At 63.5% G+C, this 22,380-nt stretch carries 22 protein-coding genes; 4 read left to right on the top strand and 18 right to left on the bottom strand.

The features are described 5' to 3' along the window. Positions 1–63: 63 nt before the first annotated feature. From EO136_RS11920 to xylB, 6 genes are all read right to left on the bottom strand, one after another. Positions 64–1,053 carry an ABC transporter permease gene (locus EO136_RS11920; RefSeq protein ID WP_127144641.1) on the bottom strand — a complete coding sequence of 330 codons (990 nt, stop codon included), beginning with the start codon at positions 1,051–1,053 and terminating at the stop codon, positions 64–66. Beyond that, a complete protein-coding gene (locus EO136_RS11915) occupies positions 1,053–1,808 on the bottom strand; it encodes an ATP-binding cassette domain-containing protein (protein WP_127144640.1) in 756 nt (251 codons plus the stop codon). Before EO136_RS11915 ends, EO136_RS11920 begins: the two co-directional genes overlap by 1 nt. Positions 1,809–1,900: 92 nt before the next feature. Continuing rightward, a complete protein-coding gene (locus EO136_RS11910; RefSeq protein ID WP_164730566.1) occupies positions 1,901–2,935 on the bottom strand; it encodes a sugar ABC transporter substrate-binding protein in 1,035 nt (344 codons plus the stop codon). A gap of 25 nt (positions 2,936–2,960) precedes the next feature. Further along, on the bottom strand, positions 2,961–3,512 hold the full coding sequence (locus EO136_RS11905; RefSeq protein WP_127144638.1) for an SIS domain-containing protein: 552 nt from the start codon (positions 3,510–3,512) through the stop codon (positions 2,961–2,963). Next, a complete protein-coding gene (locus EO136_RS11900) occupies positions 3,505–4,422 on the bottom strand; it encodes a sugar phosphate isomerase/epimerase family protein (protein WP_127144637.1) in 918 nt (305 codons plus the stop codon). The genes EO136_RS11905 and EO136_RS11900 overlap by 8 nt, the downstream gene beginning before the upstream one ends. Continuing rightward, complete coding sequence (gene xylB, locus EO136_RS11895; RefSeq protein ID WP_164730565.1) at positions 4,419–5,933, bottom strand: xylulokinase; 1,515 nt, start codon at positions 5,931–5,933, stop codon at positions 4,419–4,421. Before xylB ends, EO136_RS11900 begins: the two co-directional genes overlap by 4 nt. A gap of 126 nt (positions 5,934–6,059) precedes the next feature. Here xylB and EO136_RS11890 point away from each other — a divergent pair, with 126 nt between their 5' ends. Then, complete coding sequence (locus tag EO136_RS11890) at positions 6,060–6,776, top strand: beta/alpha barrel domain-containing protein (protein WP_127144635.1); 717 nt, start codon at positions 6,060–6,062, stop codon at positions 6,774–6,776. Positions 6,777–6,795: 19 nt separating this feature from the next. Then, a complete protein-coding gene (locus tag EO136_RS11885; RefSeq protein WP_164730564.1) occupies positions 6,796–7,755 on the top strand; it encodes a sugar-binding transcriptional regulator in 960 nt (319 codons plus the stop codon). A gap of 31 nt (positions 7,756–7,786) precedes the next feature. Here the strand turns inward: EO136_RS11885 and EO136_RS18595 are convergent, their stop codons facing one another. The 10 genes from EO136_RS18595 to EO136_RS11835 form a co-directional block, all read right to left on the bottom strand. Beyond that, positions 7,787–8,035 carry a small membrane protein YohP gene (locus EO136_RS18595; protein WP_164730563.1) on the bottom strand — a complete coding sequence of 83 codons (249 nt, stop codon included), beginning with the start codon at positions 8,033–8,035 and terminating at the stop codon, positions 7,787–7,789. Positions 8,036–8,143: 108 nt separating this feature from the next. After that, positions 8,144–8,935 carry a 3-oxoadipate enol-lactonase gene (gene pcaD, locus EO136_RS11875; RefSeq protein ID WP_164730562.1) on the bottom strand — a complete coding sequence of 264 codons (792 nt, stop codon included), beginning with the start codon at positions 8,933–8,935 and terminating at the stop codon, positions 8,144–8,146. Between the two features lie 112 nt (positions 8,936–9,047). Next, positions 9,048–10,061 (bottom strand): Kelch repeat-containing protein, encoded by a 1,014-nt coding sequence (locus tag EO136_RS11870; RefSeq protein WP_127144632.1) that lies wholly within the window; start codon positions 10,059–10,061, stop codon positions 9,048–9,050. Positions 10,062–10,107: 46 nt separating this feature from the next. After that, the gene (locus EO136_RS11865) at positions 10,108–10,947 is read right to left on the bottom strand and encodes a sugar phosphate isomerase/epimerase family protein (RefSeq protein ID WP_127144631.1); all 840 of its coding nucleotides are present in this window, start codon (positions 10,945–10,947) and stop codon (positions 10,108–10,110) included. Positions 10,948–11,129: 182 nt separating this feature from the next. Further along, a complete protein-coding gene (locus tag EO136_RS11860; RefSeq protein WP_164730561.1) occupies positions 11,130–12,074 on the bottom strand; it encodes an amidohydrolase family protein in 945 nt (314 codons plus the stop codon). A 120-nt stretch (positions 12,075–12,194) separates the two neighbouring features. Continuing rightward, entirely contained in the window at positions 12,195–12,680 is a 486-nt protein-coding gene (locus tag EO136_RS11855) for a hypothetical protein (protein WP_127144629.1), read from the bottom strand. Positions 12,681–12,747: 67 nt separating this feature from the next. Beyond that, a complete protein-coding gene (locus tag EO136_RS11850; protein ID WP_127144628.1) occupies positions 12,748–13,923 on the bottom strand; it encodes an ABC transporter ATP-binding protein in 1,176 nt (391 codons plus the stop codon). A gap of 136 nt (positions 13,924–14,059) precedes the next feature. Then, positions 14,060–14,989, bottom strand: coding sequence for a carbohydrate ABC transporter permease (locus tag EO136_RS11845; protein ID WP_127144627.1), 930 nt, complete (start codon positions 14,987–14,989; stop codon positions 14,060–14,062). 4 nt (positions 14,990–14,993) lie between these two features. Next, the gene (locus EO136_RS11840; RefSeq protein WP_127144626.1) at positions 14,994–15,905 is read right to left on the bottom strand and encodes a carbohydrate ABC transporter permease; all 912 of its coding nucleotides are present in this window, start codon (positions 15,903–15,905) and stop codon (positions 14,994–14,996) included. A gap of 185 nt (positions 15,906–16,090) precedes the next feature. Beyond that, complete coding sequence (locus tag EO136_RS11835; RefSeq protein ID WP_127144625.1) at positions 16,091–17,440, bottom strand: ABC transporter substrate-binding protein; 1,350 nt, start codon at positions 17,438–17,440, stop codon at positions 16,091–16,093. Between the two features lie 416 nt (positions 17,441–17,856). Here EO136_RS11835 and EO136_RS11830 point away from each other — a divergent pair, with 416 nt between their 5' ends. Continuing rightward, on the top strand, positions 17,857–18,267 hold the full coding sequence (locus tag EO136_RS11830; protein WP_206513323.1) for a cupin domain-containing protein: 411 nt from the start codon (positions 17,857–17,859) through the stop codon (positions 18,265–18,267). A 67-nt stretch (positions 18,268–18,334) separates the two neighbouring features. Here the strand turns inward: EO136_RS11830 and EO136_RS11825 are convergent, their stop codons facing one another. Continuing rightward, positions 18,335–19,210 (bottom strand): GntR family transcriptional regulator, encoded by an 876-nt coding sequence (locus tag EO136_RS11825; RefSeq protein WP_164730560.1) that lies wholly within the window; start codon positions 19,208–19,210, stop codon positions 18,335–18,337. Between the two features lie 383 nt (positions 19,211–19,593). On the opposite strand from EO136_RS11825, the gene EO136_RS11820 reads away from it, so the two are divergent. Further along, a complete protein-coding gene (locus EO136_RS11820; RefSeq protein WP_127144622.1) occupies positions 19,594–20,877 on the top strand; it encodes an MFS transporter in 1,284 nt (427 codons plus the stop codon). A 254-nt stretch (positions 20,878–21,131) separates the two neighbouring features. Here EO136_RS11820 and EO136_RS11815 read toward each other — a convergent pair whose 3' ends face one another. Further along, the gene (locus tag EO136_RS11815) at positions 21,132–22,331 is read right to left on the bottom strand and encodes an IS256 family transposase (protein WP_127143937.1); all 1,200 of its coding nucleotides are present in this window, start codon (positions 22,329–22,331) and stop codon (positions 21,132–21,134) included. Between the last annotated feature and the right edge of the window lie 49 nt (positions 22,332–22,380).

Here is a 22,380-nt window from a genome sequence, read left to right as displayed (position 1 = left end):
GCGGCAAGCACATGACTTCCGCTTCGGGCCGGACAAGACCGCCCGGCCCTTTTCTCATGCACGCTATTCGCTTATCCCCTGCTTGCGACGGCGGTAGTTCTGGTACGCCACCGCAAGGATGAGCAGTGCGCCGATCAGCACCCGCTGGAGATGGAAGTCGGCACGGATCAGGACCATGGCGTTCTCAACGATGCCGATCGTCATGATGCCCAGCACGGTGCCCAGGATCGACCCGACCCCGCCATAGAGGGCCGTACCGCCAAGGACCACGCCTGCAATGATGTGCAACTCGTAGTTGAGGCCAAGGTCAGGGGAGGCCCCGTTCAGGCGCCCGATTAGCACCATGGCGGCGATCGCGACACAGACGCCCTGGAACATGTAGATCTGGATCTTCATGCGGTCCACCGAGATGCCCACGAGCCCGACGGCGTTCTCGTTGGAGCCGATTGCCAGAGTGTAGCGGCCGAACCGTGTGTGGAAGAAGAGCCAGTACCCCACCAGAGCGGCGGCGGCGGCAATGAGCGCCGGCATCGGCACGCCGAAAATGACACCCTGCCCAAGATACTGAATGGCATCGGGCAGGCGCGTGACCACCTGATCGCTCATGAGGTAGTGGGTGGCACCGCGCAGGGACACCATCATACCCAGCGTAGCAATCAGAGGGTTGACCTTGAGCTTGGTGATAACCAGCCCGTTGATCATGCCGATCCCCGCGCCCATCAGGACGCCGAGGAGCAGTGCGAAGGGTACGGGCACGCCCCATGCGATGAGCGATGCCATGAAACATCCCACCGCGCCAACGGCCGAGCCCACCGAGAGGTCGATGCCGCGGCTGCCGATGACGAAGGTCTGACCCACCGCGATGATGAGAAACACCGATGCCTGGCGCAGGATGTTCATCTGATTGAAGAACGAGAAGAACCTGTCGCTCATCAGCAGCATCAGGATGTAGAGGGCGAGCAGGACGAAAACCAGCGGGTTGATCTTCGCGAGCACCGCCATGGCGCCGGTCTGCCTGTCGGGGGAGTGCGCCTCGTGGGCTTGGCTGGCCATCAGGTGTTCCCTCCCATGATAAGGCTGACCACGGTCTGCTTGTCGACTTCGTCGGTCCGGACGATGCCAGCGACTTCGCCAGCCCGGAAGACGATGATGCGATCGCACACGTCAAAGACATGTTCGAGGTTATGGCTCACGACCAGGATGGTCATTTCCTGGGCCTTGAGCATCTGGATCAGGTCGAGGACCTTGCGCTGCTCCTGGACCCCAAGTGCCGCCGTGGGCTCGTCCATGATGATCAGACGCGCCCGGTCGGACAGAAGGAAGCGAGCGATGGCGGCGGCCTGGCGCTGCCCGCCCGAAAGCTGGCGGACCGACCTGTCGAGCGAAGGCAGGTTGATGCGAACCCGTTCGAGCAGCTTGCGGGAGTCTTCCTGCATCTTCCTGCGATCGAGGATGGGCAGGACGCCGAGAAATCTTTTCATCGGCTCCTGGCCGAGGAACACGTTGCCTGGCGCGTCGAGGTCGGGAATGAGAGCGAGATCCTGGTACATGGTCTCGATGCCAAGATCACGGGCATCGTCAGGGTTGGCAATGTCCGCGGCGGCTCCGTTCCAGCGGATCTCTCCCTCGTCACGCTTGTAAGCGCCCGAGATCATCTTGACGACGGTGGACTTGCCGGCCCCGTTGTCGCCGACCACGGCAACGGCTTCTCCGGGAAAGAGGGAGAAACTCACTCCCTTGACGGCCTGAACGCCGCCGAAACTCTTCTTGAGATTTTGCACTTCAAGCAGTGCGCTCTGATTGGTCATGGCAGTTCCAATTCCTGGTATGGCCGGTATCGTCAGCCCGAGGCCGGCGAATGCCCCCGGGACGCGATGCGCGTCCCAGGGGCTGCAGACGCTCAGCCGTGGTGTTCGTTGAGGAACGCGGCCACGTCGAACATCTCGGAAGGCACCGACTGTCGGATGCGGTAAGCGTTCTCGAGCACCGGAATGTCTGCATAGACCGTCCGCTCGATATCCCCTTCCCGGCCGGTCAGGTGTGCCAGCAGAGCTTCTGCGGAGGCGCGTCCCATCGAGCGCGGATCGCGGAACGGTGCCACGCCGATATCTCCGGTGGCAATGCCCTGGAGTTCGTCGATCGTGCCGCCCATACCGCACACCACGATCTCGCCGGTGCGCCCGTTCGCGCCGATCGCGTTGGATGCCGAAACCGACATGTAGCTGTTGAGGCACATGATGGCATCGAAATCGTAGGCGGCCAGAGCGCGCTCGGTCTCGTCGTAGGCCAGCCGACGATCGAAGTCGGCATTGGCCTCGTAGACGATCTCGAACTCGAGGTCTGAGTGGCTGTTCATTCCCTCGATTGCGCCTTCGCCACGCTGCTGGGAGATCTCCGAAGCAGCCGGGCCCCAGAGCATGACGACCCTGGGATTGCGGATGCCCTGCGCGCGCATCTGGTCTCCGAGCCACTCACCGGCCTTAAAGCCCATTTCCGAATGGCTGTAGACCACCCAGTTGAGCACGGCGTCGTCGTAGGAGACGCCCTCTTCGGGACGCACATAGTCGGTCATCAGAAGTTTGGCACCCGATTCAGAGATCAGGCGAAGGCCCGGCTCGTTCAGTTCGAGTGAAGTGGGGCCAACCAGGACGTAGTCGAGCTGCTGGGCGGCCATGTTCTCAAGGATGGACAGCATGCCCGCATGGTCCGAACTCGCATTGGGTGCGGCTTCAACGTATTCGTAGTCGAGCCCGGCTTCATCGAGCGTGCCGCGGAACCCCTCCCGGAGCTGGCCGAACAGCGCCTGAAGATCGATGCTGTGCGCGGCGAATCCGACACGGATCTGCCGGTCGGGCAACTGCCCAAGCGCGGTCCCTGCCATGGCACCGGTGGCCATGATGGCGCCGGTGGTCCTCATGAAATCTCGTCTGTCCATTTTCTCCTCCTCCAGGAATGTCCGCTTATTCCAGATTGGCATGCTGCCGGCGGACGTCGGCATAGCCAGGATCGCGCGTGCGCGCGATTTCAACGACCGTCTGCTCGAGAAAGCAGAACAGCATCTGTTCGAACAGCGAGCCCGGGGGCTGAATCGAGCGCGCAGCCGCAGCGGCGTCGAGCTTGCTCACTCCGGGCAGAATGATCGGATCGGACCCGAGCCGGGCAAGTGTGGATTCTTCGGTGGCGCTCAGCGCGATCATATCGAGCCCGAACCCTACCGCCTTTTCGGCAATCGATACGGTGCCGCGTGTCTCGCCTGTCCCCGACCCCACGACGAGAAGATCCCCTTCGCGTGCAGCCAGCGCGGTAGGCTCGCCCACCAACTGCACGGGCAAGCCGAGTTGGGCGAGGCGGATAGAGAACATCTTCATGACGTGACCGCACCGGCCCAGCCCATGGATATAGATCCGGGGCGCAGAGCCGATCGCCGCGGCAAGCCGGGCGGTCTCGGAGAACGGAATGGACCGCGCCGTCGCCATGATCTCGCCGAGGACGGTGCCGTCGTTCTCATCCATCTGCGAGAACCTTCTGGGTGAATTGGCGGGTCGCTACGAGCAGATCATGCGGCTTGGGCGGAACGGGATTGTCGCCAAACATCATCAGTTCAGCCGAAAGATAGCCCTGATAGCCAGACTGCCTCAGCTCATTGAAGGCCGGCGCGAATGCGAAGCTGCCCTCTCCGGGAACAAGGTGGGCATCGAGATCGCCAAGATTGTCGCTCAGGTGGATGTGGACGAGCCGATCGCCCAGCACTGTAACGTGCTCGGCGAAATAGGCAGCGCTGTCGCGCCCCAGCGCCCGGGCGGTGACGTGAATGTGGCCGGTGTCGAGCATGATCTTGAGATTGTTCGAGCCGACGCCGGAAAGGAGCGCCTGGACCTCATCGAGCGTCTCCACCCCCGTGGTCTCGAGATAGCTCAGGGGCTCGACGATGATCTGCACGCCCTGAGCCTGCGCGTGGCGATTGATCTCGCCGACGCTCTGGATCACCAGGTCCAGATCGTGCTTGCCGTGATGGGTCCAACGACCGTCTTTCGTCTCCCAGCCCCAGAAGGGCGTCGTAACACACATGCGGGGGAACTCGAGGGCGGCAGTGACGTCCACGGCCCGCTTGAAATAATCGAGCGAGCGCTGACGGAGCCGCTTGCCATCGAACGGAGGCGCGTCGCCGATCGCATAGTTGACCGGATAAAAGCACTGCTCGGGCAGGAACTGGACCGGTGCCAGCCCGGCATCGTCGACCAGCTTGCGGCAGGCCCGCGCCGTTGCGGTGTCGAGCCGCCCCCCATCATAGAAATCTTCGACATAGCCATGGGGCATACCGCCCCAGAGCTCTACCCCCTCGTAGCCGGCCCGCGCGATCTGATCGAGCGCCTCGGGCAGCGGGTAGTATTTGAACAGCGATGTGACGGCAGCGAGTTTCATCGGGATGCCCCCTGGCTGGTTCGTGAATCGATGGCAAACAGTGCGTGCATGGCCGACCGGTTGGCCGGGTAGAGCGAGCGGAAGACACCGTAGACATCCTCATAGACCCCCGCGTCGGCCGTTTTGGGCTCGACCGGAGGAGAAGTCTTCACCCACGCCCGGGCAAGCTCCGAAATCGGTGTGTCAGAGCAATTGGCCATGGCGAGCATTGCAGCGCCATAAGCTGAAGCGTCGGGCGTATCGGTCGCCATCACTGGCCGGTTGAGCACGCTTGCAAGTGTCGAGAGCCATATCCGCCCGCGCGCGCCGCCTCCCGCGACCCTCACCGCCGAGATGTCAACACCCATGGCCTGGACGGTCTCGACGAGGTCGCGCAGCGCAAAACACACGCCTTCGATCACCGCGCGGGCCATATGTCCGCGACGATGTCTCGCCGTGAGACCGATGAACCCGCCGCGGGCCCGTGGATCATTGTGAGGGGAACGCTCGCCCGTTAGATAAGGCAGATAGACCAGCCCACCCGAGCCAGGGGGAACGGTATCGAGGTCGCGAACGATGCCTTCAAAGCCGTCCTCTGCCGCATCGATCTCGCCCACGGTATCGCGGTACCACTGGAAGGAGCCGCCGGCCGAGAGCACGCCGGCCATGGCCATGAACGTTCCGGGCACCGAGTGGCAGAAAGTGTGGAACGCGCCAGTCCTGTCGAGCGATATCTCAGGAAGCTGGATATAGACGACGCCGCTGGTGCCGATGGTGATCGACATGGTTCCCGGCTCGACAATACCATTGCCGATGGCCGCGCAGGCCTGGTCGGCCCCACCGCCGACGATCATGGTACCGGACCGCAGTCCGGTGACCTCGGCAGCCCGGGACGAGACGACGCCGGCCGCCTCCACCGATTCCACGAGCCCGGGCAGGATCGAGCGGGATATGCCCGTCGCCTCCAGCATCGGGGCCGACCAGGCCCGGGCGCGCACGTCCAGTAGGTTCGTGCCCGAGGCATCGGTGACGTCGGAGAGCCGCTCGCCAGACAGCCGGAACCTGATGAAATCCTTGGGCAGCAGAACGCTGCTCAAGCGATCGTACCGATCGGGATGGTTCTTGCGGAGCCACAGGATTTTGGCGGCGGTAAATGCTGTTCTCGGCTCATTGAGCGTCCACTCGACGACCTTGTTGTCGGTCATGGCTATGAGCTGCTGGCATTCCGCTTCGGTTCGCTGGTCGTTCCACAGGATCGCAGGGGAGATCGAGGCGTCGTTCGCGTCGAGAAAAACCGAGCCATGCATCTGACCTGACAGCCCTATGGCGTCCGGCTGGCCGGCTTGGTCCACCAGGGTTGCAGCGCATTGGGTGAGCGCGGACCACCAGACGTCGGGATCCTGTTCAGACCATCCGGGATAAGGCGATGATGGCGTGTACGGCACGGTCGCCTCGGCGACGATTGCGCCGCTGGCGTCCACCATGACACCCTTCAGGCCGGTGGTCCCGACATCGAAAGCCGCCGCTTTCATTTCTCCTCCGCGTCTGCAATTTTTTGCAGTCTGGTATTTATTGCATTCAGATAAACCCCCGGCTAGGTTCTCGTCAAGCTGCATTGTTGGAGGACAGAGCAGCGGGCCAAACGGGGAGGACTGCACATGATGGCATCCGGTCGACCGGGTTCGGAAGAGGCTGCCGAGCCGACCCGGGTGCCGCCCGATCCAATCATCCCCAGCCTTTATGCTGCCGATCATGCCCGGCTCCACGATGCCGTGGCGGCCTTCATGGCGCTGGGGGTGCGGCATTACCATTTCGACGTGATGGACGGGGCGTTCGTGCCGGCCCGAGGCCTGGATCTCGCGATCCTGCCGAGCCTTGTGCGTGCGTTCCCCCAAGCAGCTTTCGACGTTCACCTGATGGTGTGCGCGCCTGCGGAAGATGCAAGGACTGCGATTGCCTCCGGGGCTGCATCTGTGTCGTTTCACCCCGAGTCACATTCAGAGCCCGACGCCGTGTTGACGGCCATCAGAGGTGCGGGCGCGCGGGCAGGTGTTGCCATCGGCCCGGACTACGACCCATTCGCCAACAGCAACCTGATCACACACGCAGACTACCTCGTAGCGATGCTGATAGAGCCCGGCACTCGCGGCGCACCGTGCCAACCGCGCCTCGTCGCCAAGCTCGCAGCAATGCGACGACGATGGCCAGACCTTCCCATCATTGCCGATGGCGGAGTCAACGATCGGGTTCTGGAATCGATCCTGGCGTCCGGCGCGACTTCTGCAATTGTCGGAGGGGCACTCTTTGAACCCCCGGCGAATGTGGCATACAAGGCGTTGCAAAAGGCGCTGGGCTGTCTCAATGCAGCTCTATAGGCAACACGTTGGGACGCAGATGGCGCGAAGGCTCAGCCGCGAGGACGAGATCGTCATGATTGCGCGCATGCATTATGAAGATCGGCTACCCCAGAATGAAGTCGCTACGCGGCTGGGGGTCTCAAATTCGACAGTAAGCCGGGCGCTCAAGAAGGCGCTTGAGCTTGGGTATGTCGAAATCCGGGTCGTCCCCCACGCGATGCGGGCCCGAGGCCTGGAAGACCGGCTCAAGGCCAAGTTCGGCCTGCAGAATGCGATCGTGGTGGAAATGCGCTCCTCTCCGGAAGAAACGCTGCGCACACTCGGCGGAGCCGTCGCGCACTTCGTGGAGGGTCGGATTTCGGAGGGCATGAACATCGGCGTCTCGGACGGGCGTACGGTCGCCTCGGTCGCCAATGGTCTGCACACCGCCGCCTACAAGAAGATCAACGTGTTTCCACTTATCGGTGGCGTCGGGGTGCGGCAATTGCCGAGTCACCCCTCCGAGATATGCCGCGTGATGGCGCTCAATCTGGGCGGCGACGCCTGGAATCTGCCTGTCCCGGCGATGGCAGATGATGCCAGAAGCGCGGAGGTGCTGCGACAGACGTCATCCATCCGCCCGATTTTCGAGATGATGCGCAGGCTGGACATGGCCATCATGGGTATCGGCGCTCTGGACGATGAAGCCCCGATTTTCAGACATGGCGTGATCACGCTCAAGCAGATGCGGTCGGCTACCGAGAAAGGGGCGATCGGTACGATCTGCGCACGCTTTTTCGATGCCGATGGCACTCCGGTGGTCACCGATCTGGAACCGCAGACCATCGCCATAACGCTGGAGGATCTGGCAGCCTGCCCCAGGCGCCTCTTGGTGGCCAATGGAGCGGTGAAGGTTCCCGCGATCCGCGGCGCGCTGCTCGGTGGCATCGTGAACCTGCTCGGGACAGATGCCGAGACGGCCAATGCGCTTCTGGAAGAGCCGTCGGCCAGGCGTTGATAGCGCGCGCCGCGCAGGCAGGCGCCGCAGATCAGAAGATCAGGCTGAAGAGGCCGATGACCACGAGCAGGCCGATGAGAAAAATTACGCCGACTGTTCCGCCGATAAATTTGAGCATGTGAAAACACCTTTTGTCGAGATAACCCAGCGCTTCCCGCCGGCGGTGGACTAACGCCAATCCGGGCATCTCGTTCCCTTCGCGGCTCATGCAGCAAGGGAGGGTGGGGCCGACACCCGGGGCATCGACCGACTGCACGCTCAGAGCATGCGGCCGGTCCAAGGGACTTAGGGCGTCTCCAGGAAATGTCGAATCACGTGTCCGGTTCGGATACGCAACCCAGCAGGAACCTGGAGCTCCTGTTCTGATTTCATCAGATCAGGAAAGGTTCTAGATTTCGAGGAAGCTGGCCACGGCCGCATTGAACGCCTTCGGCTGGTTGATGTTGGCGACGTGGGCCGCACAGGGGATCTCCGCGTACTTGGAGCCCGGCGTGGCCTTGGCCATTTCCTGCATCTCCTCGGGCGGGGCGCCGTGGTCCTCGGCGCCGCAGATGTAAAGTACCGGCAGCGTTAGATCGCCGAGGTCCTTGAGGTAATCGAGCTCGCGTAGCGCGTAGCAGCTCGCGATGTAGCCCTCGGGCGGGGTGGCCAGGATCATCGCGCGGCAGGCATCGGTCGCCTCGGGATTGGCCTTCCGCCAGCTTTCGGTCAACCACAGACCGAGCGAGCCCTCGACCACGGCTTCGAGACCCCCTTCACCGATAGCCTGGACCCGCTGGTCCCACATGGCCTTGTAGCCATCGGTGGCCACGGCACGGCCGTCGGCCAGGATCATCTTGCCGAAGCGGTCGGGGTGATGGATGGCAAGGCCCATCCCGGTCATCGCGCCCATGGAGAGCCCGAGCCAGTCGGCCTTCTCGATGCCGTAGTGATCCATCAGCGCGATGACGTCGGCGACCATGAGGTCGAAGCTGTACCGGCCGGTGGGCGCATCGCTGGCGCCATGGCCGCGCTGGTCATAGCGCAGCACCCGGTATTTGCGGGTCAACATGTCCATCTGGCCGTCCCACATCGCGAGGTTGGCGCCCAGTGAGTTGGACAGGATGATCCAGGGTCCGCCTTCAGGCCCGTCCACGCGGGTATTGAGCGACACCCCGTCGGGCAGTGCAACGCGCGTCATTGGCATGCCCTCCGGGCAGGCTGAGGACGGGCGCATGGTGTACGGGATTTCATGGGGTGACTTTCCGATCTTGTCATTGCTGTTCGATCCGTCTGAGCCGGAACCTGCGCGCTCACCCGAAGGTGAATGCGTCATGATAGGCGCCCTGCACGCTCCCGCCCGGGACGGGACCACCGCCCGGGACGTGGACCATGTCGCCGATGACGGCGACGGTCGCGCCATGCAGGCCGTGGCGGGGGACCGGCATGGGCGCGAGGGCTTCCCACCGGTCGGTCTGGGGGTCGTAGGCTTCGTTGGTGCCAAAGACATGGCCGGTAGCCTCGCCGCCGAACACAACGATCCTGCCGCCGATATAGGCCGCGGACGGTCCGCTGCGCGGTACGGGCAAGGGCGCCCGGAACGACCAGGCATCGGCCTGCGGGTCATAGACGCCGTGTAGGCCGGTGTTGAAATCATAGGAGTCCATGCGTCCTCCGATGGCGTGGATCTTGCCATCCACGAGGACCACCCCCATGTGGTCGCGCTGGCCGGCATAGGGCTGGGTCTTGGTCGAGCCCATCATCGGGCCGCGGTCTTCGTACGTGTCGGTCTGCGGATCATAGACCTCGTGCCATTCGACCGAACGCACGTCTCGGCCGCCCAGAAGATGGATCTTACCATCAAGGACAAGGGCGAAGATGGCCCCGCGCGGCCGCGACAGCGGCGCAATGGGTGACCAGGTATCGCTTGCGACATCGTAGACGAAACACTTGGAATGGGGGCAGCGGTTCTGTTCGACAAAGCCGCCGAAGGTATAGATCTTGCCACCGATCGCGGCCGCGGAATTGTGATTGCAGGGGTGCGGGAACGGCGCCTTGAGCGTCCAGACCCCGCTCTCGGGATCAAAGACCTGATGGTAGTCGCCATCGACGCGATGATTGGCATAGCCGCCAAACACATGGATCCTGCCCTGGCACTCGACCACGCCCATTTCCCCGACCGGATGGGGCAGGCGTGGCTGCTGGACCCAGCGCCCCTGATTTGCGGCAGGCGGAGCAACGGAGGTGGTGTAGCGCTGCTTTTCGGCGGTGGCAGGAATATCGGTGATGGTCTTGTCGAAGAGACCCTGGAAAAGGGGAGCGTTCATGGTTCTGGCACCTTTTTGTTGAGGGCGATCGGATGAGATTTGGCGCTCAGGGCGCGTATTGGGGCACGGCCTTGCGCAGCAGGTCCTGCGTAAGCTCGACACCCTCGCGGCAGACCTCGGCAGGCGGGCGGTTCCACTGCTCGGGATTGGGCGCTTCAAAGCTGAGAAGGCCGGTGTATCCCTTCTCGTGGAGAAGCTGGAACACCTCGGTCCAGAGGATCACGCCCTTGCCGGGCATGAGCCGGTCGGTGGGGCGCTTGACGCCCGTGACCGGGTTCGAAGACAGGTCCGAATACTGGAAGTGCATGATGTCCTCGCCGGGCACGTCCTCGAAGTCGCGCCCGGCCCGCCCGCTGCGGGCGAGGTGATAGGCGTCGAGCAGCAGCCCGACATTTTTCTTGTCCGCGGCGCTGACGAGCTCGCGCTGGGTTTCCACCGAGTTGAGGTTGGCGTGCTGGGAGTTGAACTCGATCGAGAGTTCCAGCCCGTACTCGTCGGCGATATCGGCGGCGGTCCGCAGATGGCCGACGGCGTCCTTGAGCGAGCCCGTATAGGGGCCGGGCGCGGACATCAGCTGAGGACAGCCCAGAGCCACGGCATTTTCGCACGAGACCCGGAAGTCCTCGAAAATGCGGGCGCTTTCGTCACCGGTCGCGAACAGCCAGCCATATTCCACCCCGAGCACGGCAACCGAGACGCCGCTCTTCTTGATCATCGCGAGCACCTCGTCATTGCTCATTCCGGCTTCGTAACAACGCTTGAAGTCGGTGCGGCGCAGCTCGGCGGCATGATAGCCGGCAAGGCGGATCGCCTCGAGCGCCGGTCCGAGCGGCGTGGTGTCGATCGTCCAGGTGTGGAGGGCCAGGCGCCCGAAACTGTTGGTCATCTTCTCAGTCCTCTCGGAACGCCTGCAGAACTGGCGTTGCTCGGTTCAGCACGGCGCGCAACGCGGCCCGCGCTCGATGTACCGGGATGCTCGGGCCGGCATAGGGCCGTGAACTCCTGGCGATTGGGCGCGGCTCACGGGCCCTCTGGATGGCGTGAGCCGCGAATAAACGGGTCCGATCCTCACAGCCTGAGCAGTTTGCGGGCATTGCCCGAAAAGATGCCCGCCCTGGTGTCCGGATCGGTGGGAAACGCCTTGAGCCATCCAACTCCGCCGGCGTTGTCCACGAAGGGCCAATCCACGGCGAAGAGGATCCGGTCAGCGCCCATCTCCTCGATGCAGCACCGCAGGGCCGAGTCCGAGAAAAAGCCGCTCGTGGTGATGAAGAAATTGTTCCGGAAGGTTTTGGCGAACTCGGTGGGTGCGTTGGCAGGGCGCTTGAGGGACTCGTCGATCCGCGAAAGCTGGAGGGGAATGCCCTCACCAAGGTGCCCCAGTATGATCTGGAGGTCAGGATGGGCATCAAAGACGCCGCTCAGGACCATGCGCACCCCGAGTGTCCCCGTCTCTATCCCAAAGCCCCAGGCCGCGCCGAGCAGGTCGGGGTGGCTCTCGGCGTATGTCGCGTAATAGACCTCGCTCACGCGCTTGTCGGGCAGCGCCGGGTGCAGGTAGACCGGCACCTTGAGCCGGGCGGCCCGCTCGTAGATAGGCCAGAACGGCTTTTCGTCCGAGAACATCCCATTGGTGGGTCCGAACATCATGGCCCCCTTGAACCCAAGGTCCTCGACCGCGCGCTGCAGTTCATCGGCAGCGGCTTCGGGCTCGGCCTGAGGCAGTGTGGCGAAGGCTGCAAAGCGCTCCGGCGCCTGCGCAACGAGCGATGCGAGCGTGTCATTGACGCCCCGGCACGCAGCCACGCAGGTTTCGGGCGCGAGTTTCTGTCCGCCCGGCGGCGCGTGAGAGATGACCTGCGTGCCGATGCCGGCCGCATCCATCTCCTCGAGCCGGAGCGTCATGAAGTCCTCGAGGCGCTGCATGATCCTGGGCGGCCGGTCGAAATTGCCCAGAAAATGGGCCGCGAACTCCCGGCTCCAGAAATGTTCCTCAACCGCTACGATATCCATGGGTGCATTTTCTCCCGGTGGTCCGCGCACTCCGCGCCGACCGTGCTCCATTCCCCGCCACCGCCGCTTGGAGCGGCAGGACCCTGCGCGCTGGGCGCAGGGCTTGGCGCGTCCCCTGCCCTAGTGTCCCGGGGCCAAAGCCTCGTCGACACGGACAACGAGCTTTTCGCCCACCTCCACGCATTGATCGCTGACCGCGGCGGGATCCGCCTTGGGCCGCGTGCTGAGCACGGCGGTCTGGACGTGGACCGCCACGTCCATCAGTTCCTCCCGATCGGAGTCGGTCGCCCCCTCTCCAAGCGCGTCGTCGACCCGGGCGATCAGAGCCTTTGCCTGGGCCATGCATTCATCGAGCAGAGCGTCGACATCGGCGGAAGGACGGCCGTTCAAAAGGGCCGAAAGGGCGTGGATGCCCATGTCCATCAGCTCGTCGCGATCCGGGCCGTCCGGGTCGGCGGCCGCCGTGGCATCCACCTTCGCGATCAGCTGTTCGGCGATGGACACCGACCGGTCGAACACGTCATAGGCGCTCGCCTGCTGGTTGCCCCGCATCAGGGGCGTCAGCGCGTGGACGGCCATATCCAGAAGCTCTTCTCTTTTTCCCAACTCTGTTCTCCTTGTTCTGATTGAAAATTCATCCCCGCCGAACGGGGGCCAAGGGACGTGCCGTCCGTCAGGACAGCGCCAGTCCCGACACGGGATCGAAGAAATGCAGCTCGCCTGTCTCGTAATGGAGCTCGACGGTCTCCCCGACCTGGGGCAGGCCTTTAGGGGAAACGCGGGCCACCATGGCGTTGGCGCGGACCTTCTCGGAGACGCCCACGTCCGATGAGGTGTCGACGAGATCCTTGGTGTTGACCGGTCGTGCATCGGTGCGCACATAGACCAGCGCTTCGGCTCCGAGCATCTCGACAAGATCGACCGAAGTGCGGATCGAACGACCCGGGGCCCCGTCCCCCGCTTCGAACGAGAAGCACTCGGGGCGCATGCCGACGATTATATCCTGTCCGGCGCGGCCCGAGACCGAGGGGTATCTGGCAAGGCTTTCCTCGTCGATCCCGAGCGCCATGCTCCCGAACCTGACCGTCAGCCCGGCTTCGCCCTTCTCGACGGTCCCATGGCAGAGGTTCATCGGCGGGGAGCCGATAAAGCCGGCCACGAATACGGTGCCCGGAGACGCATAGAGCTTTTCGGGCGAGGCGAGCTGCTGGAGGACACCATTGTGCATGACGGCGACGCGGTCGCCCAACGTCATGGCCTCGACCTGATCATGGGTGACGTAGAGCGTCGTGGTCCGCAGTTCGCGTTGGAGATGGGAGATTTCGCCGCGCATCTGGACACGCAACTTGGCATCGAGGTTCGAAAGAGGCTCGTCCATGAGAAAAACGCGGGGTGACCGGACGATGGCGCGGCCCATGGCCACGCGCTGGCGCTGGCCGCCCGAGAGTTCGCGCGGGTAGCGGTTGAGGAGATTGCCGATATCGAGGATGTCGGCGGCTTCCTTGACCCGCCGGTCCTTCTCGGCCGCGCTGACTTTCGCCATGCGCAGCGGAAAGGCCATGTTCTTTTCCACGGTCATGTGCGGATAGAGCGCATAGGATTGGAAGACCATCGCAATATCGCGGTCGCGCGGCGTGAAGCTGTTCACGACTTCCCCGTCGATTTCGATCGTGCCACCCGAAACCTCCTCGAGCCCGGCGACCATCCGCAGCGATGTGGACTTGCCGCAACCGGACGGCCCGACCAGGACGAGGAACTCGCCATCGGCGACCTCGATGTTCAGCTTGTTGACCGCTATCGTCCCGTCGTCGAACCGCTTGACCACGTCGCGGAATGCTACTTCACCCATCTCGTACTCCTCACGCAAATCCCGCAGCTCGCTTGCCTTTTTCGGCAGGGTCTCGGACTTTGCTCCCTCGTCTGGAGCGCCTCCTCAGCGCTCGATTGTCTCTCTGCGTCCGGCACCCGATCCGGGGCCGGACGCCCTATTTCACGGCACCGCTCAGCAAGCCTTCGGCGGCGTACCGCTCGATCCGCAGATAAACGAGGATCAGTGGCACGATGGTCAAAAGGGCGAAGGCGTTCTGGACCGGGAAGTCCGCGATGCCCGTGGCGTCCTGCATGAGGAACAGCTCGTAAGGCAGCGTTCGGGAATTGCCGGTCATGGTCAGCGCCAGGACGAGTTCGAACTCGTTCCACGCCTCCCGGAAGGCCAAAACCGCCACAGTGAGCAGGGCCGGTATCGAGAGCGGCAGAATGATATGGATGATCGCACCCATCTGCGTTGCCCCGTCCACCGCCGCGGCCTCCTCGAGATCACGCGGTATCGCCTCGAAGAACCCGAGCAACAACCAGACTGCCAGCGGCAGCAGCATGCCGGTGAACACTAGGATCATGAATATCCGGGAGTCGAAGGCACCGAGATTGACCGCCAGCAGGAACAAGGGGAACATCAGCCCGACTTTGGGCACCAGCATGGGCAGAAGCGAGAACAGCAGCAGCAGATGGCGGCCGCGGAAGCGAAAGCGTGCCAGGGCATAGGCGGCCGGCACGCCCACGACCAGCGTCAGGATCAGGCTGCCAAAAGCGATGACCACACTGTTCCAGAGCGCCTGCTGGAAGCCGGGACGCTCGATTACACGGAAATAGGCGTCGAGCGTGGGCTGGGCCGGGATGAGACCGGGGTCGGAAAACACCTGGGCCGGCTGCTTGAACGACACCGACAGGGAAATCAGAAACGGCCCGACCGTCCACAACACCAGCGCCGCCAGAGGCAACCAGACCATGGCCGCCCGCATCGGACCGCCGAGCCAAGAGCGGCGACGGCTGCGCGGCCGGGCCGCGTCGGCATGCTTTGATCCTGAGCCGCCTGCGCTGCGACCGGATTCGGGGGAATGATCCTCGAGTACAGCCATGGTTCTATTTCATCCCGAACTTGCGCTGAAGGCCGAGGTAGAACAGCGTCAGACCTGCATTCAGCAAAAAGATTATGATTACCAGCGCCATAGCGGTTCCGGTGTCGTACTCGTCAAAGCCGAGCCGGACCATTTCCAGCGTGAGCAATTGGGTCGAGTCTCCGGGCCCGCCGCCAGTCAGCGCCAGAATTGTGCCCAGCGAGGTGACGGCCTTGAAGCTGAGCCAGACCGTTGCGAGCGTGATCTGGGGCACGATGAGCGGCAGCGAGATATAGAGCGCGCTCCGCCAGCCGGTGGCACCATCGACCAGCGCCGCCTCGTGGAGCTGCTTGTCGATGGTCTGGAGACCGCCGAGGATGAACAGCAGCGCCAGCGGCAGGTCGGTCCAGACCTGGGCGACGATGATGACCAGCATTGCCCAGTTGCCGTTTGACAGCCAGGGAATGCCGGCGAAGCCGAAGAACTCGAGCATCTGATTGGGAAAGCCGAAATCGCTGTTGAACAGCGTGCGGAACATGAGCGCCGCAGCGACGCTCGAAACGATGTAGGGCAGGATCGCAATGCCGCGGATGAACCTCAGGCCCGAAACCACGCGGTTGAGCGCGAAGGCAAAGATGATGCTCAGCGTGAGGCCGAGCGCGATGACCCCGAATACGAAGATGGCCGTGCGTCCCAGAGATGCCCAGAACTGGGGGTCGCTGAAGACCCGCGTGTAATTGCCGAACCCGACGAAAGGCTGCTCGCCGCGTATCGGGCTGACCCCGAAAAAGCTCTGCCAGAGCGCAAACAACACCGGAAAGGCCAGGACCATGGCCACGATGATCATGGCGGGCGCGGAGGACAGATAGGCAATTCCCGAATGCTGCCATCCGACGATGCGCGTGGCTGCGGCCCCGCTTCTGGCTCCTGTCGCCATAAACATATTCCTCTTCACGTGCAGAGTCGTGTCGCCGGAAGCTGCCCAGGGTCATTCGACCGGGCCGCGGACCGCGAGCGCCAACTCACAATGCGGATGCCAATTTCAGATTCCCTGCCGGCAATATATGCGCCGGCTTGCGCCCGCCCCGGCCCTCGACAGGGCGGACGCTCAATCCGGGATCGTTACTGCGCGATGGCGTCGAACTCGGGTTGCCACTGGTCGGCCACTTCCATCGGATCCATGTCGGGATTGGAGACAAGGAATTCGTTCAGACGCTCAGCCACGCCTTGCGCCGCGATGAAGTTGGTGTCGACCGGGAACGTTCCCATGTCCCTGAAGGCGGAGATGTTGTCCTCGTCCCAGATGGGCAGCCATTGGTCGACGGCCTCCTGGTCCCCGAGCACCGCATCGGTCCGGTGGGGATCTGCGCCAAGGAGCATGAGCTCAAGAGCGACGTCGGGATCCATCAGAAACCGAAGCGCGAGACCGGCTTCGTCCTTTGCGCCCCGTTCTTCGGCACTCGAGGTGATAAAGAAGGTGCGCGCCGGGGCAACCAGCGTTCCCTGCTCTCCCGATCCGTCCCGGCTCGTGGGCATAGGCACCAGGGTGAAGTTCTCACCCGGCTCGAGCCCTGCATCCTGCGCGCCGACCGAGGTGGGCGCCGAGTCCAGCATCATACCGATGCTCGAGGCCACAAAGCCGCCGCGCATGTTGTCGTCGTTCCAGGCGATGGCTTCGGGGCTGATCAGCTCTTCGCCGGCAAGCGACTGCACGAAGCTGATGAAATACTGCCCGCCTTCACTCCGCAGGTCGGGGATCGAACCGTCAAATTCCACGCCCATAGCGCTCATGACGGAATACAGCAGATTGGCTCCGTTCCCGCGCTGGGCCCACCAGCCCAGGGCCACCGCATCAGGCTGGGCTTCCTTGGTCGCGCGGGCAAATTCGAGCACCTCATCCCAGGTCTCGGGCGTCCCTTCGACGCCTGCCTCTGCCAGCCAGTCGGTGCGCATGAACACTTCTTCCATGGACGCTGTGTTGGCCATGCCATAGCGCTCGTCGTTCCAGACACCATCCGCCCAGGTGGCGTCGTAGATCTGCGCGAAGCCTTCGGGGTCCTCGGCCTCCCAGGCATCGACGACGTCATCGATCGGCACGACAACGCCCGCATCCACGACCACCGGCCGCAGGAACCCGTCAAGATGGACCACGTCTGGCAGTTGAAGCCCTGCGTCGCGCATTCTGATCAACTGCTGGAAAAGATTGTCGCTCGGCTGAACGTCAACCGTCAGCGTTATTCCGGTTTCCTCTGCGAACGCTTCGAGCTGCTCGCTGGAGGGTACCGTGTATTCGCGGGCAAACCAGACGGTGAGATCGGTCACCTCGGCGTCGGTTGCCTCCTGGGCCACCACCGGGGCGGTCAGGCATGTGAATGCCATCAGCGCACCGGACAGCGCCGCAGTCGCGCCAGTCTTGTGGCGCGGAGCAGTTCCCCACGCACGCGAATACCAATGGAATGGTGCGGTCAGCATCGTTTCCTCCCTGAAACTTTAGCCTCCTTAGCCGTCGGGATGTCCTCCTACCTACACCCCATACGTCTATAGACATCTTAGTTGTAAAACGTGCTCTTGCAAGTTATATTTTCTCACCGGCTCGTTCGAGGCGATGCGCCGGCCCGAGGAGAACCATCACCGTCATTGGCACGCGCCAGCGGGGGCATCACCTTGATTTTTCAATACGATTCCGCTCGCCTGCGATTCGCGCACGAGGGCGCGGGGGATCCATGCCGACCGCGCGGACTATCAGGTCAGGAGGCGGTGTCTGGTCCGGTCAATCAACCAGACAGCCGGCAAGATCATTGCCGACCACGCCCTTTAAGGCCGCTCCGCGGTCGAATTGGTGCCGCTGATGCCGTGGCCCCATCCCGTCCGGCCATAAGGAGAAGACCATCATGCAGCCTGCAATCCTGAGACCCGATACTTTGCCGATCAACGACCGTGGAAATGGCGCGCGCACCATCCCGCTGGTCACCCGCAAATGCGGGTCCTCGAGCGTCATCAACGGCATAACCGAGTTCGAACCCGCGGCCCGGATCGGCGTCCATTTTCACAATTGCGAGGAGAGCGTCCTGATCCTCGAGGGCGAGGCCATCGCCGAAATCGACGGGGTGCGCCATAGCCTGAAGGCCGGCGATACCACCTGGATCCCCGCCGGCCTGCCGCACCGGTTCCTCAATGAAAGCGATCGGCTGATGCGGATTTTCTGGACCTATGCCGATATCGACGCCACGCGCACGATGGTGGAGTCGGGCGTCGAGCAAAGCATCGACGAGGAACACGCGAAGGCGAAAAGGGTTTAGGCCCTTGGCCCGGCCCGCGACACTCCGGCAAGGACAAAGCACGCGGGGAGGAGTTGCGCCCTGGGCCCTATCCCTTGGCGGCCGGCTGCATCCCGGCGTCGGTCGGTTCAGCTTCGAAGGCGTCCCCGCCGACCCCGTTCACGCTCTGAAGATCGCCGACGCGATGGCGGCGTTCGTTGAGCGGGTTCTCGCTGGCATCGCTCGGGACCGGCCTGACGAGCTTGTGCTCGAAGCGGTAGCGCTCGGCCTGATAGTAGGTTCTCGCATATTCGACCGGCTCGCCGCTGGCCAGGCACACGACGCGCTCGACGAGAATGAGCGGCGTGTCGGGAGCGACGCGAAGCTCCGCCGCACGCAACTGGTCCGCCTTGATCAGCCGCATGGTTTCCTCGGCCGTGGCGGGAACGAGCCCGAAGCGATCCTCGAGAATGTGGTGTACGGGGTCGGTCAGCTCGATTTCCTGCAGGCTCGGTGCGACATGTTCGGGAATATAGATGGTGCGCGAGGCCAGGACGTCCTCGCCCATGGCCAGCGTCATGCGCAACTTGTGGGCCTGTTCCTCGTCGCCCAGCCCGAGGCGCTCGCGAATCCAGCGCGGCGGCTTGTCGATGGTCAGGCTGACCAATTGCACAGCCAACCCGTCGATGGCCTCGAATCCGTCGTCAAGGAAATGGGCGTCCCGGCGCGGAGGGATGGCGAGCCGTGTGGGCAAAACGAAACTGCCCCGGCCCTGCTGCCGACCCACCAGCCCTTCATTGACCAGCGCGGTGATCGCCTGGCGCACGGTCATGCGCGAGAGGCCGAAGTGGCGGCACAGCTCGGCTTCGGAGGGAATGCGGGCCCCGGGGGTCAGCTGGAACGTGATGTGGTCACGCAAGGCATGCTTGAGCTGAAGCCAGAGAGGGGTCGGTGCATCCTGGCGCAGGGGTGGCAACTTGATCAACATCTGTCCTTTCGCAACGTCTCCCGCGCCCCACATGGATGCCAGTTGCGCGCCCGCAAGCAATGGCGGAAGCGTGCGGTCCAGCACGACAGACCTCATGGGTCATACCGCTTCCGCACACGCAATAGAAGGGTATACGTCTTGATACGTCTGATATGCGCTCAGGAAGCTGAGCTGGCGCCAACGACCTTGCCTGGGCCCCATCCACTGCACGCCCATACGCCCGCCTGCCCCGGCAGCGCAAGCCCCATGATGGCGACGAGATCGCGTACCGCCGGCATGGCGCGGCTGGCCGGCGGCTGGTATGTGCTCAGCCGCGATCCGGATGTGGATCGGGCGGAGGCACAACCGGTTTCCGCGGCAGTCCATGATCGAGAGCTTTCATGACGACAGACACCCCGGCCCCTCGTCCGGGCGCCAAGGAGGTTCTGGGCAACCGCGAATTCCGGTCCTTTCTCGCCGCAAATTCGCTGTTTCACCTCTCGGCGTCCTCGCTGACGGTGATGCTGGCGTTCCACATCTACAGCCTGCGCAACAATCCGCTGGATATTGCCGCGCTGGGTCTGGTGCAGGCCATCCCGTCCCTGGGTGCGGCCTTCCTTGCCGGCGACCTCGCGGATCGGCGGCCCCGCAGGGGACTTGTGGTCCTGACCATCGCGGCCCTGTCGCTCCTGACCGTCGTGCTGGCCCTCCTGTCGGCGGCAGACGCCATCACCGTCTGGCTGCTTCTGGCCGCCGGGGCTTTGTCCGCGACCATAAGGGCCTATGAGAACCCGGCCAATATCGGACTCGAGGCGCAGGTCATCCCGCTGGCCCACACGCTGAAGGCGCTGCCGATGGTCTCCACGGTGGCACGGGTTGCCGACATGGCCGGGCCCGTGATGATGGGCGCCATATGGGCCTGGGGTGGGCCAGAGGCCACATACGGCACCATGGCGGCGCTTCTCGCGGCTTCGGCAGGGCTGATGTGGTGGAAGATCGCTCCCAAACCCGTACCGCCCATAACGGGCACGCTGCCCCTGTTGCGCCGGATAGGCGAGGGCTGGACGTTCGTGCGCGGCAATCAGGTGCTGTTCGGGTCGATGATCCTCGATCTTTGCGCGGTGTTTTTCGGCGGCGCAGCGGCGCTGCTTCCCATCTTTGCAACCGATATCCTCAATGCCGGGCCGGAAGGCTTCGGGCTGCTGCGATCGGCGATCGCCGCCGGCACGCTGCTCGCTGCGGTGCTGTCCATCCGCTTCATGCCCGCCGCATCGGCGGGTCTCGCCCTCCATCTGATCGTGGCAGGGTTCGGTCTTTCGATGGTGGTGTTCGCGCTCTCCACGAGCTTCTGGCTCTCGATGGCCATGCTGTTTGTTGCCGGGGTGTGCGACGGGTTCAGCATGGTGATCCGCCACGCGATCCTCCGGCTGGCCTCGCCCGAGCACATGCGGGGCCGCATTGCCGCGGTGCGCATGATGTTCACGGCTTCGTCCAACGAACTCGGGGCCGTCCAGAGCGGAACGATGGCCAGCCTCCTCGGACCGGTCAATGCGGTGCTGGCCGGGGGGGCGCTGACGGTCGTGGTGGCGGGGGTCATCGCCCGCTCGATGCCCGACCTGCGGCGGCTCGACCTGCACAATTACGGTTCGAGCGCACCGGTGCCCAAGGGTATCGGGCCCGTCTGAGCGGGCGCAGATGAGGATAGCAATCGGGAGAGGCTGGCTGTGGAGGGAGTCTTGAGCGAACCGCTCTCCGGCAGGAGTTACCCTGTTCTGTGACAAGATAAAGGGAAGTTGCCGCACTTTGCCGTTGGATCGTCGTCGAAACCCGGGAAACCCCTGCTCTGGGAGCGGGTTAGCCTAAATTTCCGATGGTGTCCCCTGGCGTGGTGTAGGTTGGTTTGGGCCGCCACGCATTTCCCGGCACTGCCGGTGTCGGATCAGCCGGCCAGGGGCGGCAGGCTGATGAGGGGATCATCGCTCATCTGGCTCATTGTTTCCAGTGTCATGTAGCGGGCGCGCTGGACGGCCCACTCATCGTTCTGTTCGAGCAGTAACGCGCCCACGAGGCGCACGATGGCGTCATCATTGGGAAAGATGCCCACGACATCGGTGCGCCGCTTGATTTCGCCGTTGAGACGCTCGATTGGGTTCGTGCTGTGCAATTTGGTCCGGTGTTCGCGTGGGAACGACATGTAGGCCAGAACATCAGGCTCGGCCTCATCGAGCAGGGTGGCCAGCTTGGGCACCTTGGGTCGGATCTGATCGGCGACGGCGCGCCATTGCGCACTGGCCGCCTTTGGTGTTTCCTGCGCAAAGGCCGTGGCGATGAAGGCAGAGACGACACGGCGCCCGCTCTTTCCGGCATGGGCAAGAACGTTGCGCATGAAGTGAACCCGGCATCGTTGCCAAGTGGCGCACAACACCTTGCTGACGGCCGCCTTGATCCCTTCGTGCGCATCGGAGATCACGAGCTTGACCCCACGTAGCCCCCGCCGGGTCAGCTTGCGCAGAAACGCTGTCCAGATCGGCTCGGCTTCCGAGGTCCCGATCTCCATGCCCAGAACCTCACGCCTGCCATCACTGTTGACGCCGATGGCGATAATGGCGGCGACCGAGACGATACGCCCACCGCGGCGCACCTTGAGGTAAGTGGCATCAATCCACAGATAGGGCCAGTCACCCTCGATGGGGCGATCGAGGAAGGCTTTGACCTTATCGTCGATCTCTTCGCACAGCCGGCTCACCTGACTTTTGGAGATGCCGCCCATCCCCATGGCCTTGACCAGATCATCGACTGATCGGGTGGAAATGCCCTGGATGTAAGCTTCCTGGATAACTGCGGTTAGAGCCTTCTCGGCCATGCGGCGCGGCTCCAGGAAGGTTGGGAAATAGGACCCTGTCCTCAGCTTGGGAATGCGCAGCTCGACAGTGCCGGCGCGTGTCTCCCAGTCTCTGTCGCGATACCCATTGCGCTGGGCCAGGCGATCGGAGCTCTTCGCTCCATAACCAGCGCCTGTGGCAGCGCCCACTTCCATCTCCATCAGGCGTTCAGCGGCAAAGCCGATCATCTCACGCAAAATATCGGCGTCGGGGGTCTGTTCGACCAGAGCGCGAAGGTTCATCATATCGGTGGTCATCGGTGGTCCTTTCGGATTGTGGCTTCAACAACCCGACATTACCGGAAAA

This window comes from Pelagibacterium montanilacus (assembly GCF_003992665.1).
In the GTDB taxonomy this organism is placed as follows: domain Bacteria; phylum Pseudomonadota; class Alphaproteobacteria; order Rhizobiales; family Devosiaceae; genus Pelagibacterium; species Pelagibacterium montanilacus.
This window is presented reverse-complemented; position numbering and strand designations above follow the sequence as displayed.

Bases quoted from the DNA above. Each gene is read 5' to 3' on its own strand.
- EO136_RS11920 (WP_127144641.1), bottom strand. From the start codon at position 1,053: ATGGCCAGCCAAGCCCACGAGGCGCACTCCCCCGACAGGCAGACCGGC.
- EO136_RS11915 (WP_127144640.1), bottom strand. From the start codon at position 1,808: ATGACCAATCAGAGCGCACTGCTTGAAGTGCAAAATCTCAAGAAGAGT.
- EO136_RS11910 (WP_164730566.1), bottom strand. From the start codon at position 2,935: ATGGACAGACGAGATTTCATGAGGACCACCGGCGCCATCATGGCCACC.
- EO136_RS11905 (WP_127144638.1), bottom strand. From the start codon at position 3,512: ATGGATGAGAACGACGGCACCGTCCTCGGCGAGATCATGGCGACGGCG.
- EO136_RS11900 (WP_127144637.1), bottom strand. From the start codon at position 4,422: ATGAAACTCGCTGCCGTCACATCGCTGTTCAAATACTACCCGCTGCCC.
- xylB (WP_164730565.1), bottom strand. From the start codon at position 5,933: ATGAAAGCGGCGGCTTTCGATGTCGGGACCACCGGCCTGAAGGGTGTC.
- EO136_RS11890 (WP_127144635.1), top strand. From the start codon at position 6,060: ATGATGGCATCCGGTCGACCGGGTTCGGAAGAGGCTGCCGAGCCGACC.
- EO136_RS11885 (WP_164730564.1), top strand. From the start codon at position 6,796: ATGGCGCGAAGGCTCAGCCGCGAGGACGAGATCGTCATGATTGCGCGC.
- pcaD (WP_164730562.1), bottom strand. From the start codon at position 8,935: ATGACGCGCGTTGCACTGCCCGACGGGGTGTCGCTCAATACCCGCGTG.
- EO136_RS11870 (WP_127144632.1), bottom strand. From the start codon at position 10,061: ATGAACGCTCCCCTTTTCCAGGGTCTCTTCGACAAGACCATCACCGAT.
- EO136_RS11865 (WP_127144631.1), bottom strand. From the start codon at position 10,947: ATGACCAACAGTTTCGGGCGCCTGGCCCTCCACACCTGGACGATCGAC.
- EO136_RS11860 (WP_164730561.1), bottom strand. From the start codon at position 12,074: ATGGATATCGTAGCGGTTGAGGAACATTTCTGGAGCCGGGAGTTCGCG.
- EO136_RS11850 (WP_127144628.1), bottom strand. From the start codon at position 13,923: ATGGGTGAAGTAGCATTCCGCGACGTGGTCAAGCGGTTCGACGACGGG.
- EO136_RS11845 (WP_127144627.1), bottom strand. From the start codon at position 14,989: ATGGCTGTACTCGAGGATCATTCCCCCGAATCCGGTCGCAGCGCAGGC.
- EO136_RS11840 (WP_127144626.1), bottom strand. From the start codon at position 15,905: ATGGCGACAGGAGCCAGAAGCGGGGCCGCAGCCACGCGCATCGTCGGA.
- EO136_RS11835 (WP_127144625.1), bottom strand. From the start codon at position 17,440: ATGCTGACCGCACCATTCCATTGGTATTCGCGTGCGTGGGGAACTGCT.
- EO136_RS11820 (WP_127144622.1), top strand. From the start codon at position 19,594: ATGACGACAGACACCCCGGCCCCTCGTCCGGGCGCCAAGGAGGTTCTG.
- EO136_RS11815 (WP_127143937.1), bottom strand. From the start codon at position 22,331: ATGACCACCGATATGATGAACCTTCGCGCTCTGGTCGAACAGACCCCC.